The following is a 12649-nucleotide window of genomic DNA, read 5'->3' on the forward strand; positions in this document are numbered from 1 at the left end:
AGGCTCAGAACCGTCGAAAAGTAATAAGGACAGAATATCCACATGGAAAAACTCTTAGCGACTGCAGCCGTTTTTGCGCTCATGCTGTGGATATGGTCTGAATATTTTCGTGCCATTCCACATTTAGAGCAAACTGGTGTGCTGAAAAATTTTCAGGTCACACCGACTCAGGCATTTTCCGGTGAATATTTGCTGTTGGATAAACGCTACTACAGTGCGAGTAGTCGTACTTTACATCCGGCAGCACCGACCGTGGTGGGTGGCTTTCAAGACTTGGCCTATGTCAGCAATATTGATCTGCTACTGAGTTCAGGCGCAAATGATTTCCAGTCTTTAAAATATCATCTTGAATGGTCGCAGCAGAACCGCTGTTTTAGCGTACAAGCGAAAAATGTACCCTCGACACAAGTTGAACAGCTCAAGTCTGAATTGCAAAATGTCAGTGTGATTGCTCAATCCGAAGACGTTACAAATCGTATTCGCCGTTTAAAATCAGGGGATCGTGTGGAGATTTTGGGTGCATGGGTGGATGTGCATTCCATCAAAACAGGGAAGTCGTATCACACCTATAATGTGTTGAATAAAAAGCCCTGTCATATCCTAAAAATTAATGCCATTCGATTAATCAAAGACTAGGTATTTTTATTTAGATTTGATTGTGCTTAAACATGGCCTTGGAAGCTTTAACTCAACTTCCGTGCGCGGGCGAGCAACATGCGCTGACCAATTTTTGGAATGCCTTCAGCATCAAAATACTGCGTTTCAAAACATTCAAACTGGGCATCTTCAAGCAACTTTTGCATATGACGATCCAAATGACAGCCATCCGCGACTTTCTTTTGAATGGGCGTGAGTAAATGCTGTAACTGCTTAATTTTCCGATTTTCATTGTGTTGTACATGCTCTATTAAATGAAATGTCCCTGTTGGTTTAAGGACACGGTAGATTTCTTCAAGCGCAGTTTCAATATCGGCAATGCTGCATAAGGTCCATGTACTCACGACATGATCTAGACTTTCATCTGCAAAGGGTAATTTTTCAGCACCAGCTAAAATATGCTGTACCTCAAAAGGTGCTGCATGTACACGTTCAGCAGCTAAATGAAAAATATCGGGATTGGGCTCAAGGGCAAAAACAGTATCGACATTTTGATAAAACGCTAAATTCAAACCTGTACCAAAGCCAATTTCGAGCACCTCACCAGATACGGCTAACAGGAGTTCGCGTCGTTTATCCATCAAGCTTGGTACTTGCATGACTTGATTTAAAAGATGCGGAAAAATGTGTTGTTGATAAAATTTATAAATCATAGCGGGTATTGTTGTTGGCTTTTTTTAAAGTGTAAATCATGTCTTTTTAATTTTAAATCATGTGGTAGGGCGTGGATATGGGCCAATTGACTGAATAACAGCATTTTGTTACCAAGTTCATAAGGTTTATGCAGACTGTGTGCGTAATATAGAGTTACAACTAGTAAAAACGACATTCATCAGGCTCAACCTACGCGATTTTAAGCTCATGTTCAGGTTGGGGCATTATGTATAGATGAAGTCGGCTCAATTGCAGAATGAAAATTGAGCAATGTGAAGTATTACAGGGTAAGAGGATAACGCGATGATCAAGCGAATTGCATTAAGTACTGTGCTTGCAGGCTTTTTATTGAATGTCGGTGTCCAAGCGTCTTCAGATTATAATATTGCCAAAGGCTTAGCACCTGTTGCCAAAGGCCAGTCAATTTCTACCTTGAAAGAATTTAAAGGTGATTTCCGAATTTTAGGTTCTAAAACCTATCAAACAGATGAACAAGCAAAATTTTCTCCGATCGATTATGCGGTCAGTTGGGGCTTATTTGCAGAGCCAGAAATTGCTCGTACGATTTCAGTTAATCAATATGACCGTTTCTTAAATTGGAAAATGGATCGTGTTCCTGTACCGCAAAAGCAAGCCATGATGATGGTGTCGAATATGCACATCATTCCTGCAAACCCGCAAATTGCTAAACAAATTACTCAAGTAAAACGTGGCGATCTCGTGCGTTTAAAAGGGGATTTGGTTGAGGTGAAAGACAAAGATTTGGTTTGGACTTCATCTTTGACCCCAACAGATACGGGTGATGGGGCTTGTGAAGTTTTTCGTGTCAGTTCGATTCAGTGGATTGAAAAAGTCAAAGGCTAAATTTCGATTGCATCGAGATCGTATTTGAAATCGGTGTGCATTAGATTCAAGGTAAAATAATTTGATGATGAAAATGACGATAAAGAAAAAGTTTATTTTGAGTCTAATGATGGCGAGTGGTTTGGCGCTTGGTGGATGTACCAGTATGAGTTCAACTGTAGATGGGAAAACCCATGTATTTACTGAACAGCAAAGTTGTCCGACTTTGCTTGAGATGGATCGTGGACAAACTTTAGAAGTACTGTTAAACGAAAATCCAAGTACCGGATATGTATGGTCTTTGGCTGAGCAACCGAAACTTTTTAAAGTTGAAGAAGTGTTTCAGTCAGCTCAACAACAAGCTGCTGCGGATACGACACCAGTACTAGGCGGAGGCGGTCAAAAAACTTATCGTTTTACCGCAACGACTGCGGGTGAAGAATTACTACATTTGAAGCATGCACGAGCTTGGGAAAAAACCGCGATGGCTGAATGGACTTGCAGAGTTCGAGTGTCCTGATGTGAACAGATGATCAACGATAAAAAAGCCAGTATTTGTACTGGCTTTTTTATTGCAGACGAACTGATTTAGAACGTCTACCTAGGCATTATTTCGCGCTGAGCGCTTGACCGTCAAATTGAATACCTTCCCAACCATTTTGCATAAATTGGCGAATGTTTTGGTGGTCAGTTGCGTCTGGTGTTGCCAATACAGCAGCATAATGTTCAGCAAAAAGACTTAAGGTTTCAGCTTGGTTTAGACCATTCAATTGGGCAAAAGAAAATACTTTGGCACTGCCTTGGTTTTCAGTTGCTGCATTGGCTTGTTTGCCATTGGTAAAAGCGGTTGCTGTGTGGTTATAACGCGCTTCAATAAATGCAATCACATCTGAAAATTTCGCAGTCCCTGCTTGAAGTTGATCTAATAATTCCTGAGCCATAATGTCCTCTTTCAATAAAAAATACCGCAAAGTGTTGCAGACTATAGCAAGCTTTGGCCCAAACATTTAACACTATTTGCGTAAATTAAATGCGTGTATATTGAAGGGCGACCTTAGGCAGTCTGTTGCCTAAATTGTAGATACCAATGATGTTGAAGTAGGACAACTATGAACTGGCTTTTGGTCGCATGTGGCGGCGCAATTGGGGCAACACTTCGCTATGCAGCAGGACTGTTATTGGCCAAGCCAACCGTGCTCTTTCCGTGGGCAACATGGTGGGTGAATATTTTAGGTTGCTTTTGTGCAGGTGTGTTTTTTGCATTTAGCCAAAAATATCCCGTTCTACAAAATGAAGCACGCTTATTGCTTATGGTCGGGATCTTAGGTGGCTTTACCACATTTTCAAGTTTCGGCTTAGAAACCTTCCAACTGCTTAGACAAGGGCAAAGTGGGCTGGCATTTAGTTATGCCATTTCCAGTGTGGTGATTGGCGTCATCGTATTGGGACTGGGATATTACTTATTTCAGTCGATTTTAAAAATAGATGTTTAAAACAACGCTTGAAATCCACAAAATTTCAGACATAAAAAAAAGAAGCTCAGGCTGGAGGAGGGTAACCCTGAACTTCTTTAATGTTTTAATTTTAAAAGAAAAAACTTAATCGAAACTGAACTTATTGTGAGCGTTTGAAACGCGCAAAGCGTTTATTAAAGTTCGCAATACGTCCTTCGTTATTCACTTGGCGTTGTTCACCTGTATAAAAAGGATGTGATGCACTTGAGATATCGAGCGTCACATATGGATAAGTTTTGCCTTCAAACTCTTTGGTTTGATTGGTGCTTAAAGTACTGCCAATCACAAAAAAGGCATTGGCATTGGTGTCATGAAAGAGCACTTCACGGTATTCGGGATGGATGTTGGCACGCATTCTTCTGTTCCTTAAATTTATTGATTAAAGAAATGTTATAACATAACAATATAAAATGCAAATATTGCCCGAAATTCATCAGGCAATCAGCGCGTCATATTCACTTAAGCGCTAGGTGGGACCAACTCATCAAAAAGATCATTGAGATTGTCATGCACTTTCAAATGAATCAAATTCCAATAATGTCCTGAAACAGTCCGGTTCACCATCAGGGTGTCTGGCGACGGTTTAAACACATCCCAGTATTTAAGAGATGGCTTAATTAATTCTACCCCGTCATGGTGCGCTGAGTTTTCAGCAAAGTCGTATTGTGTGGTCAGTGGACGCATCAGTACTTCAAGCCATTGTTCATACAACTCCGCAGGGAATTTACCGAGTTCATTGAGGGAATGTAGGGCATCAAGTTGCTGTTCCATCAGTGGAATATCGTGCTTGCGTGCAGCATTAATCAATTGCTTAAAGTGCGACACGATTTCAGGAGACAGGGTTTTCACACCGCCGTAGTCATATACGATGACTGAACCATCTTCACGAAAGGCGAAGTTGCCTGGATGCGGGTCACAGTGGAAACGTTTAAGGAAGAAAATTTCACGGCCAATGGCACGGAATAAGCGCCTTCCCAAGGCATTTCGTGTTTCTTGTGACCATGTGCTGGCAGTTTCTATACTGTCGCCAAGCTCTAGACTTAAAGTCAAAATATGACGTGAAGAATAATCTTTATAGACCTGTGGAATAATGATTTTGTCATCCAGCGCACTATGAAACGCACGCGCAACATCTAAGTTTTGTGCTTCAATTTCATAGTTTAGTTCATTGTCCAAACTGTCCTGAATTTCACGAAATAGCTTGTCTTGTAACTTCCGATCAATTTTCAATACGCCCATCAGACGAAGTGCAAGCCGAACTTGTTTTAAGTCACTTTCACAGGCTTCTTCGACACCCGGATATTGCACTTTCACCACCACCTGCTGACCATTAGGTAACACGGCTTTATGCACTTGCCCAATAGATGCAGCAGCAAAAGGTTGTTCTTCAAAACTTTTAAAAATCTGTGCGAGGGGTTTGCCGAGTTCTTGTTCTACTTGAGCCTTAATTTCAGCAAAAGGCATGGCTGGCGCTTGGCGTTGTAATTTACTGATCGCTTTTGCGACTTCAGGTGGAAAAATGTCTTTGTACTGCGAGGCAATTTGTCCGACTTTCATCACCGCACCCTTCATTTCACCCAAAGTGTCTGCAATTTGCAGACCGATGTCCTGAAAAAGTTTACTGCGAGATGCATTTTTCTGTTCTTCATCGGCAGTGATATTGCGGATGGAATTGGAAACGGTTTTAGTAGCAATGCTTGCCGTCATACTGGCAAGTTTCATAAAGCGACGACCCGGTGTGCTAGCCGTTTTTGCCATGTGATGTTCCTCAAGATCATCATTTATTATCTAATACCGATCATAGGCGACAAAACACAAACTGCCTACTTTAAATTGTTAAGACTTTATTTGCATTGATAAAATGATGGACAAAAATGTAAATACTGAAAATAATTCAGGCAAATTTAAGCCACGTGCTGAATGGTTTAAAATATCGCGTCGCTAGAAGAGAACTGAACGATGAAAGTGTATCGCTATTTAACCGGTAAAGATGATGTCAATTTCTGTGCCCGTGTGACCAAAGCTTTAAATGAAGGCTATGAATTGTATGGATCACCGACCATGAGTTTTAATGGGACAGAGGTGATTGTCGGGCAAGCGATCGTGAAAGACGTAGAGGACGACAGCCAAGTGCCACAAAGTTTAAAAAATGCCATCGAGGCGCTTAATTAGTTGGTTTTTGCTGCTTCGCTCGATTCAGTTTTTTCCAGTTCTAAATGTGGACTGAGATATTTACTGCATTGGTTATGGTGTAAATTTTCATTCAAGGTGATGAGGTTTTGCGTCACGATAAAATCCTGATCATCCGCAGAGGCAAACTTTTGATTGGCCTTGATGAAGTCCTGATAGGTATACGCCATACCAGACTGCTGACAACTTAATTTTAAACGTGCGGTATATGAGTCCGCCTGTTGTTCATGATAAAAGCGAAAGGCTGTCCAAAGTGCTTGATTGATGTAATCAAATTCGGGTTGTGATTGGACTTTAATGGGTGCGTGATATAAAGGAAATTCATGTCGGTTGATCGTTTGTTCAGCTTGTAGTGACATGGAAAAGCCTAAGCTCAGACAGAGACTGATCGAGCGAAATACATGGGACATGTTTATTTTCCTCTTCTTCGTGCTTTTTATTTATGGCATTGCTATGCAGGGTGTTAATTTGCATTAATCTTCTGCATAGCGTAGCCGTATTTTTAAGTAACTTTTTAGATGGTTTTTAAGGGCTTATCCCGCTTGAGCTAAACGTTTATTCATCATAAATAAACGTGTAAGTAGCAGTATACAGGCGACAGTCAGACCCACAATTAGGCCAATCCAAACGCCTGCAGCACCAGTCGTGGTGAAGCGTGCAAGATAGATCCCGACAGGGAAGGCAATGATCCAATACGCGATCATGGTGATCCACATCGGCCCTTTAGTGTCTTGCATGCCGCGTAAACACCCTGCGGCACTGACTTGCCATGCGTCCATCAACTGATAGGCAATCGCGAACAAGACCAAATACACGGCAAGCTGAGTCACATCATAGTCATTGGTATAGAGTGACACAATTTCATTACGTAAAAGCCAAAGCAGTAGCATGGTAATCAGGGCAAATACCGTCCCTGTCAACATACCGATTTTCTGGACTTTTCGCATAGCCAGCCAGTTCTTTTCCCCATAATAGGTACCAACCCGAATGGTCAGCGCAATCGCCAGTGACATGGGAATCATAAACAATTGCGAGGTAATCGAAATGGCGACTTGATGCGCTGCAATGGTAACTTCGCCTAAGGGACTCAACACAATAGCGGCTGTACTAAAAATACTGACTTCAAAGAAAATGGCTAAGCCAATCGGAAAGCCGAGTTTTAAAATACGTTTGATCCATTCACTGTTCATTTTTTCAAAAGCAGCGAAAGGTTGGGTTTTTTGATAGGCCGATCCTTTGAAAACGTACATCGCCAAAGCAAAGAACATTAACCATTGCAAAATCGCGGTGGCAAAACCACATCCTGCTGAACCCAGTTCAGGGACTGGGCCTAAACCATACATAAAAATAAAGTTCAGTGGAATTAACACCAATAAGGCCAGCAGACTCAGCACAGTGACTGGACGTGGATGCCCCAATGCTTCTGAGTAACCACGTAAAGCTGCGTACATGGTGACAGCAGGCATACCTAAACTAATGGCGTGTAAGAATAAGCTCGCCTTCGGAAGTAATACTTCAGGGACACCCAATAACGGTAAAAGCAGCGGCATAGCTTGTAAGACTAATGCGGCAATGATCCCTAAAAATAATGCGACCCACAAAGACTGACGGGCGATGGTGGCAATTTTTTCAGGCGTGCGAGCACCATTGGCTTCTGCCACTAATGGGGTGGTTGCAATCATAATGCCGCTGAACAGCAGCATGACCGGTATCCATAAACCGACCCCGACCGCAATGGCTGCAAGGTCATTGGCGGACATGTGTCCAGCCATGATGGTATCAATGAGACCAAATCCCGCTTGCGCAAACTGCGTGATCAATATCGGGATCATTAAATGAAACAGTTGTTTTAATTCATACTTGCTGCTTGTTACAGCCGTGACAGTAGACACAGAATGTACTCATTTCTTGTGAGGTGCTTAGGAATGAGGTCTTAGCGTTGGAAAGTGAGAAGCACACCAATAAAAATCACCACGCCACCCAATAAGCGTTGCCAGTTAATCGGGGTTTTTTCAGTGCCGAGCAAGCCAAAATGGTCAAATACCATCGACATTAAGATCTGTCCAAAAATAATCAGACCCGAAAGGGATAAAAAACCCAGTTTCGGCGCGGTATAAATACTGATACTGATGGCATAAACGCCCAGACATCCTCCCAGCCATAAATACCAAGGAATTTGAGCAAAGCTTGCAAAGTCCGGTTTTTCGGCCGATTGAAAAAACACCATAAAGGCGAGGACTATTGTACCAACCAAAAAAGAAAAAAGGGCAGCTTGCAGCGGTGAATATAAATATTCACGCAATTGGCTATTGATCGCTGTTTGAATGGTCATGGCGATGCCAATACCCATCGCGAGCGGCAGTAAGTACAATAAATGGCTGCTTATTTTCATCTTGTTATCAGCAAATTCTTTTTTAATATGATTAGTCTACTGTATTCAATCAGAGTTTTCACAAGCACTCTGATGCAGTCATGTTAAAATACGCAGCATTCTTCAACGCATTTTGAGCAATCTCCTTGGCTGAATTAAATCCTGCACTCGTTCCTTTGTCTTTATACATTCACATGCCGTGGTGTGTGCGTAAATGTCCATACTGTGACTTTAATTCGCATGCGGTGCCTAATGGTGAATTGTCTTTGGACTTAGAACAAGAATATTTACAGGCGTTGGTTGAAGACTTTAAAACCCAAGTCGATTTTGCTCAGGGTCGCCTGATTCATAGTGTATTTATTGGTGGCGGTACACCATCATTGATTTCTGCCCAAGGCTATCAATGGTTATTTACTCAGCTCAAAGCGTTGGTGCCGTTTGAAGAAGGTTGTGAAATTACCTTGGAAGCCAATCCGGGCACCGTTGAGCACGATCCATTTGCCGGTTATTTAGATGCAGGGATCAATCGTTTATCCATCGGTGTGCAGAGTTTTAATACCGAGCAACTGAAAAAACTGGGTCGGATTCACTCGAATGACGATGCCATTTCTGCCATTCAGCATGCACGGGAAGCAGGTTTTGAACGGGTGAATGTCGATTTGATGCATGGCCTGCCTGAACAAACCATTGAGCAAGCGCTTTTGGATTTGAAATTGGCTGTGGAAAATGGCGCAACGCATGTGTCGTGGTATCAGTTGACGATTGAGCCGAATACGGTCTTTTTCCGCACCCAGCCGATTCTGCCTGTCGATGATGTGCTTGAAGAGATTCAAGCGCAGGGCGAAGCCTATTTAACAGCGCAAGGCTTTATCAATTATGAAGTGTCGGCATGGCGTAAAGAAAAGCCGTCGGCACACAATTTAAATTACTGGCAGTTTGGTGACTATTTAGCGATTGGCGCAGGCGCGCATGGTAAAGTGACCATGCCAGACGGGGTGTATCGTTTCCAAAAAACCCGATTGCCGAAAGACTATTTAGCCAAAGTCCCAGCGGAGAATCTTCAGTTTAAACGCATTGAGTCAGAAGATATGCCTTTTGAATTTATGATGAATGCTTTACGGCTAAATCATGGTGTAGATGCAAGTTTGTATACGCAGAGAACGGGTGAGAGTTTAGCGCCAATCTCTGAATTATTGGCTTCATTACGTCAGCGTCAATTGATGGTGAATGATCCTGAGCGTTTGTCTTGTACTGAACAGGGGCATATCTTTTTAAACTCAGTGTTGGAAGAGTTTTTGTAATGAATGCTATTGAAAAATTGTTTTTTTAATTTAAAAAGCACGTAAATTTTTATATTTCTAATGTAGTTTGCGTCCAATTTGTAAAATTAGACCTGTAATAATCCAATACATATTACAAGAAGGACTATCCTAAAAATGAAATATATTTTAAGTGCTGCAGTATTCAGTTTAGCTTTGATTGGTTGTGCAGATAAAAAGGCTACAGTAGAAAACACGGTATCAACTGAACCAGCGTCAGCAACTACTCCGTCGAATGACATTGCTATTGCTCAGGACGAGCAAGTTATTCATTTTACTGGGCCGCAAGATCTGACGATTGAGCTAAAAACCAAAGATAATTTTGAAACTGCACAATTGACGGATAATTCTGATCGGGTTTATGAGTTGAAACGAGCGGTTTCTGGAAGTGGTGTACGACTTGCCAACGACCAAGGCGTTTCTATTCATTTTAAAAACTTTAATGGTGTGAATGAAGGGACAGTTGAGTTGGTGAAAGATAAACCCATAGAGATCAAAGAATTTATTGCTGATAAAGCAAAGTAAAGATTAAAAAAGACCGCATTCGCGGTCTTTTTTTGAGTTTAACTTAACGATGTTTCGGTGGCATAGGGGGTAATTTATGCTGCGGTACAGGTTTGTGTTGATTGGCTTTAAATGCTGTGGCCTTATGGTTTTGTTTGGCAAATTTCGCATGAGCTTGTTGATGTTCTTTGTTCACCATGTGGGGCCCAGCAGATTTGTGATGTGTTGCTTTAGGTGGCACAGGTTTTTTATCAAAGTGTGCAGCAGGTGGTGGATTTTTATGATCGAATGCAGGCGCTGCCATTGCAGACATTGTCGCAGTTGTTGCAATCAGACCAATCATCAATGAAGACATCAATTTTTTCATGGTTACGCTCTCTATGAATTAATGAAGTCATCATAGGGGGAGGCTATGCAGAAGATATGAAGTTGTATGAGATACAAATGTAAAGCTAAAATTATGGAGTTAAATTTACTTTAAGTATTTAATATTTATTAAATAAAATTATGTTTTAGCGATAAGGTGTTCTATTTTTGTTGAAAAATACAACAAAATTTCTCCATATAAAGTTCATCTTTATACATTGTTATTACCTCATGAAGAAATTAAGAATACTACTCGTAATTCCTATAGATCAAAATTAAAAGAGAAGACAAAAAAGACCGCCGAAGCGGTCTTTTTATAGAGTCATTTAACTCGGTTTAAAGCTTAGTAGTCAAAGCTAAAGTGTTCAGGAGCCAAAGAAGTCATGGTCTTCGATGGGTTAACCATTGCTTCAGCGTGACCTTGTGAGCGTGGTAATAGACGTTCAAAGTAGAAGTCAGCCACTTTGATTTTTGCTTTATAGAACTCAGGAACTTCTGCACCATTGCCTTCTGCTAATTTTTCAGAAGCTACGGCAGCTTGTTGTGCCCAGAAGTAAGCCATCATCACGTAGCCAGAGAACATTAAGAAATCGACAGAAGCAGAAGATACGATGTCACGGTCTTTACGTGCTGCAAGCATGATACGAACCGTTAATGCATTCCACTGTGCGCAAAGCTTCGTTAAGTCCCACGCAAAACGACGCATGTATTTGTTACGTGCATGTTGACCACAGAACTTCAAGATTTCAGCTGTGTAGTCACGAATCACTTTACCTTTAGAGGTCAGCAGAACTTTACGACCAATCAAGTCTAGTGCTTGAACACCGGTTGTGCCTTCGTAGAGAGTAGAGATACGTGAGTCACGAACAATTTGTTCCATGCCCCATTCTTTAATATAACCATGACCGCCGTATACTTGCATACCATGGTTTGCAGCTTCATAACCCATTTCGGTTAAGAAACCTTTGAGAATCGGGGTGTAGAAGCCTAAGTGGTCATCATGTGCTTCAAACGCTGCTGTATCACCGCGGGTTAAAGCATCAGTCATTTTGTCCGCAATTTGAGCTGCATAGTAAATCATTGAACGGCCGCCTTCAGCGATCGCTTTTTGAGTTAAAAGCATACGACGTACGTCTGCATGGTGAATAATCGCATCGGCTACTTTTTCAGGATCTTTTTTACCTGAAAGTGCGCGCATAGACATACGTTCTTTGGCATATGGAAGAGCGCCTTGGAATGCCAATTCAGCATGTGCAATGCCTTGGATCGCTGTACCAATACGTGCAGTGTTCATAAAGGTGAACATTGCGTGTAGGCCTTTGTGTTTTTCACCGATTAAGTAACCAATCGCATTGTCAAAGTTCAACACAGCTGTTGCTGAAGCACGGATCCCCATTTTGTGTTCAATCGAACCACAAGTCACAGGGTTGCGTTCGCCCACTGAACCGTCTGCATTCACAAGGAATTTTGGAACGATGAACAATGAAATCCCTTTAGTACCTGCAGGAGCATCTGGAAGACGAGCAAGTACGATATGCACGATGTTATCTGTTAAATCATGCTCACCCGCAGAGATGAAGATTTTTGTACCAGAAATTGCATAGCTACCGTCAGCTTGAGGTTCCGCTTTGGTTTTTACCTGACCTAAGTCGGTACCGCATTGAGGTTCAGTTAAGCACATGGTGCCTGACCAAGTTCCAGCAACAAGGTTCGGTAAATATTGGTTTTTCTGTTCTTCTGAACCAAATTGTAGAATGGTGTTGATACAACCTACGCTGAGACCCGGATACATTTGGAATGACCAGTTTGCTGTACCCATCATTTCAGATTTGATGAGATTCAACGACTGTGGCAAGTTTTGACCGCCAAATTCTTCAGGGAAAGACAGACCTTGCCAGCCACCCTGTACAAATTGGTCATAGGCTTCTTTAAACCCTTTTGGTGTTTTCACATCACCATTTTCAAAATGACAGCCTTCTTCATCACCCGTTTGGTTCAAAGGCGAAAGGATGTTTTCACAAAAATCCGCTGCACCTTCTAAAATCATGTCGACAGTGTCTGCATCAGCAGCTTCACCATTAGACAAAGTTTTGTAATGTGCTGGGTAATCGAGCACTTCATTCATTAAGAAACGAATATCGTGTAAAGGCGCTTTATATGCAGGCATAGTCTTAATCCTAATATCTAAATTTTTTTGGATTATCTGTATTGATGATTTGATTATTCATAAT

Annotated in this window: 16 protein-coding genes; 7 read left to right on the plus strand and 9 right to left on the minus strand. The window is 41.7% G+C overall.

Annotated elements, in window-relative coordinates:
* Nucleotides 1-42 precede the first annotated feature (42 nt).
* Complete coding sequence (locus tag FTV03_RS00350) at nt 43-636, plus strand: hypothetical protein (RefSeq protein ID WP_180039439.1); 594 nt, start codon at nt 43-45, stop codon at nt 634-636.
* Between the two features lie 47 nt (nt 637-683).
* Here the strand turns inward: FTV03_RS00350 and FTV03_RS00355 are convergent, their stop codons facing one another.
* Nucleotides 684-1310: a class I SAM-dependent methyltransferase gene (locus FTV03_RS00355; protein WP_180039441.1), complete on the minus strand. Its 627-nt coding sequence runs from the start codon at nt 1308-1310 to the stop codon at nt 684-686.
* A 304-nt stretch (nt 1311-1614) separates the two neighbouring features.
* On the opposite strand from FTV03_RS00355, the gene FTV03_RS00360 reads away from it, so the two are divergent.
* Entirely contained in the window at nt 1615-2175 is a 561-nt protein-coding gene (locus FTV03_RS00360; protein WP_111884184.1) for a hypothetical protein, read from the plus strand.
* A gap of 73 nt (nt 2176-2248) precedes the next feature.
* The gene (locus tag FTV03_RS00365; RefSeq protein ID WP_257220641.1) at nt 2249-2674 is read left to right on the plus strand and encodes a protease inhibitor I42 family protein; all 426 of its coding nucleotides are present in this window, start codon (nt 2249-2251) and stop codon (nt 2672-2674) included.
* A gap of 88 nt (nt 2675-2762) precedes the next feature.
* Here the strand turns inward: FTV03_RS00365 and FTV03_RS00370 are convergent, their stop codons facing one another.
* Nucleotides 2763-3095: a HopJ type III effector protein gene (locus tag FTV03_RS00370; protein ID WP_078189323.1), complete on the minus strand. Its 333-nt coding sequence runs from the start codon at nt 3093-3095 to the stop codon at nt 2763-2765.
* 168 nt (nt 3096-3263) lie between these two features.
* Here FTV03_RS00370 and crcB point away from each other — a divergent pair, with 168 nt between their 5' ends.
* Nucleotides 3264-3647 (plus strand): fluoride efflux transporter CrcB, encoded by a 384-nt coding sequence (gene crcB / locus FTV03_RS00375; RefSeq protein WP_078189322.1) that lies wholly within the window; start codon nt 3264-3266, stop codon nt 3645-3647.
* A 121-nt stretch (nt 3648-3768) separates the two neighbouring features.
* Here the strand turns inward: crcB and FTV03_RS00380 are convergent, their stop codons facing one another.
* Together FTV03_RS00380 and FTV03_RS00385 are read right to left on the minus strand one after the other, a co-directional pair.
* On the minus strand, nt 3769-4023 hold the full coding sequence (locus FTV03_RS00380; protein WP_078189321.1) for a type B 50S ribosomal protein L31: 255 nt from the start codon (nt 4021-4023) through the stop codon (nt 3769-3771).
* Between the two features lie 104 nt (nt 4024-4127).
* Nucleotides 4128-5426, minus strand: a complete 1299-nt coding sequence (locus tag FTV03_RS00385) for an AarF/ABC1/UbiB kinase family protein (RefSeq protein ID WP_180039443.1) — start codon at nt 5424-5426, stop codon at nt 4128-4130.
* 201 nt (nt 5427-5627) lie between these two features.
* On the opposite strand from FTV03_RS00385, the gene FTV03_RS00390 reads away from it, so the two are divergent.
* A complete protein-coding gene (locus tag FTV03_RS00390; protein WP_180010499.1) occupies nt 5628-5840 on the plus strand; it encodes a DUF1737 domain-containing protein in 213 nt (70 codons plus the stop codon).
* Here the strand turns inward: FTV03_RS00390 and FTV03_RS00395 are convergent.
* From FTV03_RS00395 to FTV03_RS00405, 3 genes are all read right to left on the minus strand, one after another.
* Entirely contained in the window at nt 5837-6268 is a 432-nt protein-coding gene (locus tag FTV03_RS00395) for a hypothetical protein (protein WP_180010500.1), read from the minus strand. The genes FTV03_RS00390 and FTV03_RS00395 overlap by 4 nt on opposite strands.
* Before the next feature lie 123 nt (nt 6269-6391).
* Nucleotides 6392-7750, minus strand: a complete 1359-nt coding sequence (locus FTV03_RS00400; RefSeq protein ID WP_373687932.1) for an MATE family efflux transporter — start codon at nt 7748-7750, stop codon at nt 6392-6394.
* Between the two features lie 41 nt (nt 7751-7791).
* A complete protein-coding gene (locus tag FTV03_RS00405) occupies nt 7792-8250 on the minus strand; it encodes a DMT family transporter (protein WP_180010501.1) in 459 nt (152 codons plus the stop codon).
* Between the two features lie 125 nt (nt 8251-8375).
* On the opposite strand from FTV03_RS00405, the gene hemW reads away from it, so the two are divergent.
* Both hemW and FTV03_RS00415 read left to right on the plus strand, forming a co-directional pair.
* Nucleotides 8376-9530, plus strand: coding sequence for a radical SAM family heme chaperone HemW (gene hemW / locus FTV03_RS00410; protein ID WP_180039445.1), 1155 nt, complete (start codon nt 8376-8378; stop codon nt 9528-9530).
* Nucleotides 9531-9665: 135 nt separating this feature from the next.
* A complete protein-coding gene (locus FTV03_RS00415; RefSeq protein WP_180039447.1) occupies nt 9666-10073 on the plus strand; it encodes a hypothetical protein in 408 nt (135 codons plus the stop codon).
* 43 nt (nt 10074-10116) lie between these two features.
* Here FTV03_RS00415 and FTV03_RS00420 read toward each other — a convergent pair whose 3' ends face one another.
* Both FTV03_RS00420 and FTV03_RS00425 read right to left on the minus strand, forming a co-directional pair.
* The gene (locus FTV03_RS00420) at nt 10117-10419 is read right to left on the minus strand and encodes a hypothetical protein (protein ID WP_180039449.1); all 303 of its coding nucleotides are present in this window, start codon (nt 10417-10419) and stop codon (nt 10117-10119) included.
* A 342-nt stretch (nt 10420-10761) separates the two neighbouring features.
* The gene (locus tag FTV03_RS00425; RefSeq protein WP_168379095.1) at nt 10762-12585 is read right to left on the minus strand and encodes an acyl-CoA dehydrogenase C-terminal domain-containing protein; all 1824 of its coding nucleotides are present in this window, start codon (nt 12583-12585) and stop codon (nt 10762-10764) included.
* Nucleotides 12586-12649 lie beyond the last annotated feature (64 nt).

This window comes from Acinetobacter sp. YH12218, from assembly GCF_013417925.1.
Taxonomy (GTDB): Bacteria; Pseudomonadota; Gammaproteobacteria; order Pseudomonadales; family Moraxellaceae; genus Acinetobacter; species Acinetobacter amyesii.

Coding starts and splice junctions, on each gene's coding strand:
- FTV03_RS00350 (WP_180039439.1), top strand. CDS start 43: ATGGAAAAACTCTTAGCGACTGCAGCCGTTTTTGCGCTCATGCTGTGG.
- FTV03_RS00355 (WP_180039441.1), bottom strand. CDS start 1,310: ATGATTTATAAATTTTATCAACAACACATTTTTCCGCATCTTTTAAAT.
- FTV03_RS00360 (WP_111884184.1), top strand. CDS start 1,615: ATGATCAAGCGAATTGCATTAAGTACTGTGCTTGCAGGCTTTTTATTG.
- FTV03_RS00365 (WP_257220641.1), top strand. CDS start 2,249: ATGACGATAAAGAAAAAGTTTATTTTGAGTCTAATGATGGCGAGTGGT.
- FTV03_RS00370 (WP_078189323.1), bottom strand. CDS start 3,095: ATGGCTCAGGAATTATTAGATCAACTTCAAGCAGGGACTGCGAAATTT.
- crcB (WP_078189322.1), top strand. CDS start 3,264: ATGAACTGGCTTTTGGTCGCATGTGGCGGCGCAATTGGGGCAACACTT.
- FTV03_RS00380 (WP_078189321.1), bottom strand. CDS start 4,023: ATGCGTGCCAACATCCATCCCGAATACCGTGAAGTGCTCTTTCATGAC.
- FTV03_RS00385 (WP_180039443.1), bottom strand. CDS start 5,426: ATGGCAAAAACGGCTAGCACACCGGGTCGTCGCTTTATGAAACTTGCC.
- FTV03_RS00390 (WP_180010499.1), top strand. CDS start 5,628: ATGAAAGTGTATCGCTATTTAACCGGTAAAGATGATGTCAATTTCTGT.
- FTV03_RS00395 (WP_180010500.1), bottom strand. CDS start 6,268: ATGTCCCATGTATTTCGCTCGATCAGTCTCTGTCTGAGCTTAGGCTTT.
- FTV03_RS00405 (WP_180010501.1), bottom strand. CDS start 8,250: ATGAAAATAAGCAGCCATTTATTGTACTTACTGCCGCTCGCGATGGGT.
- FTV03_RS00415 (WP_180039447.1), top strand. CDS start 9,666: ATGAAATATATTTTAAGTGCTGCAGTATTCAGTTTAGCTTTGATTGGT.
- FTV03_RS00420 (WP_180039449.1), bottom strand. CDS start 10,419: ATGAAAAAATTGATGTCTTCATTGATGATTGGTCTGATTGCAACAACT.
- FTV03_RS00425 (WP_168379095.1), bottom strand. CDS start 12,585: ATGCCTGCATATAAAGCGCCTTTACACGATATTCGTTTCTTAATGAAT.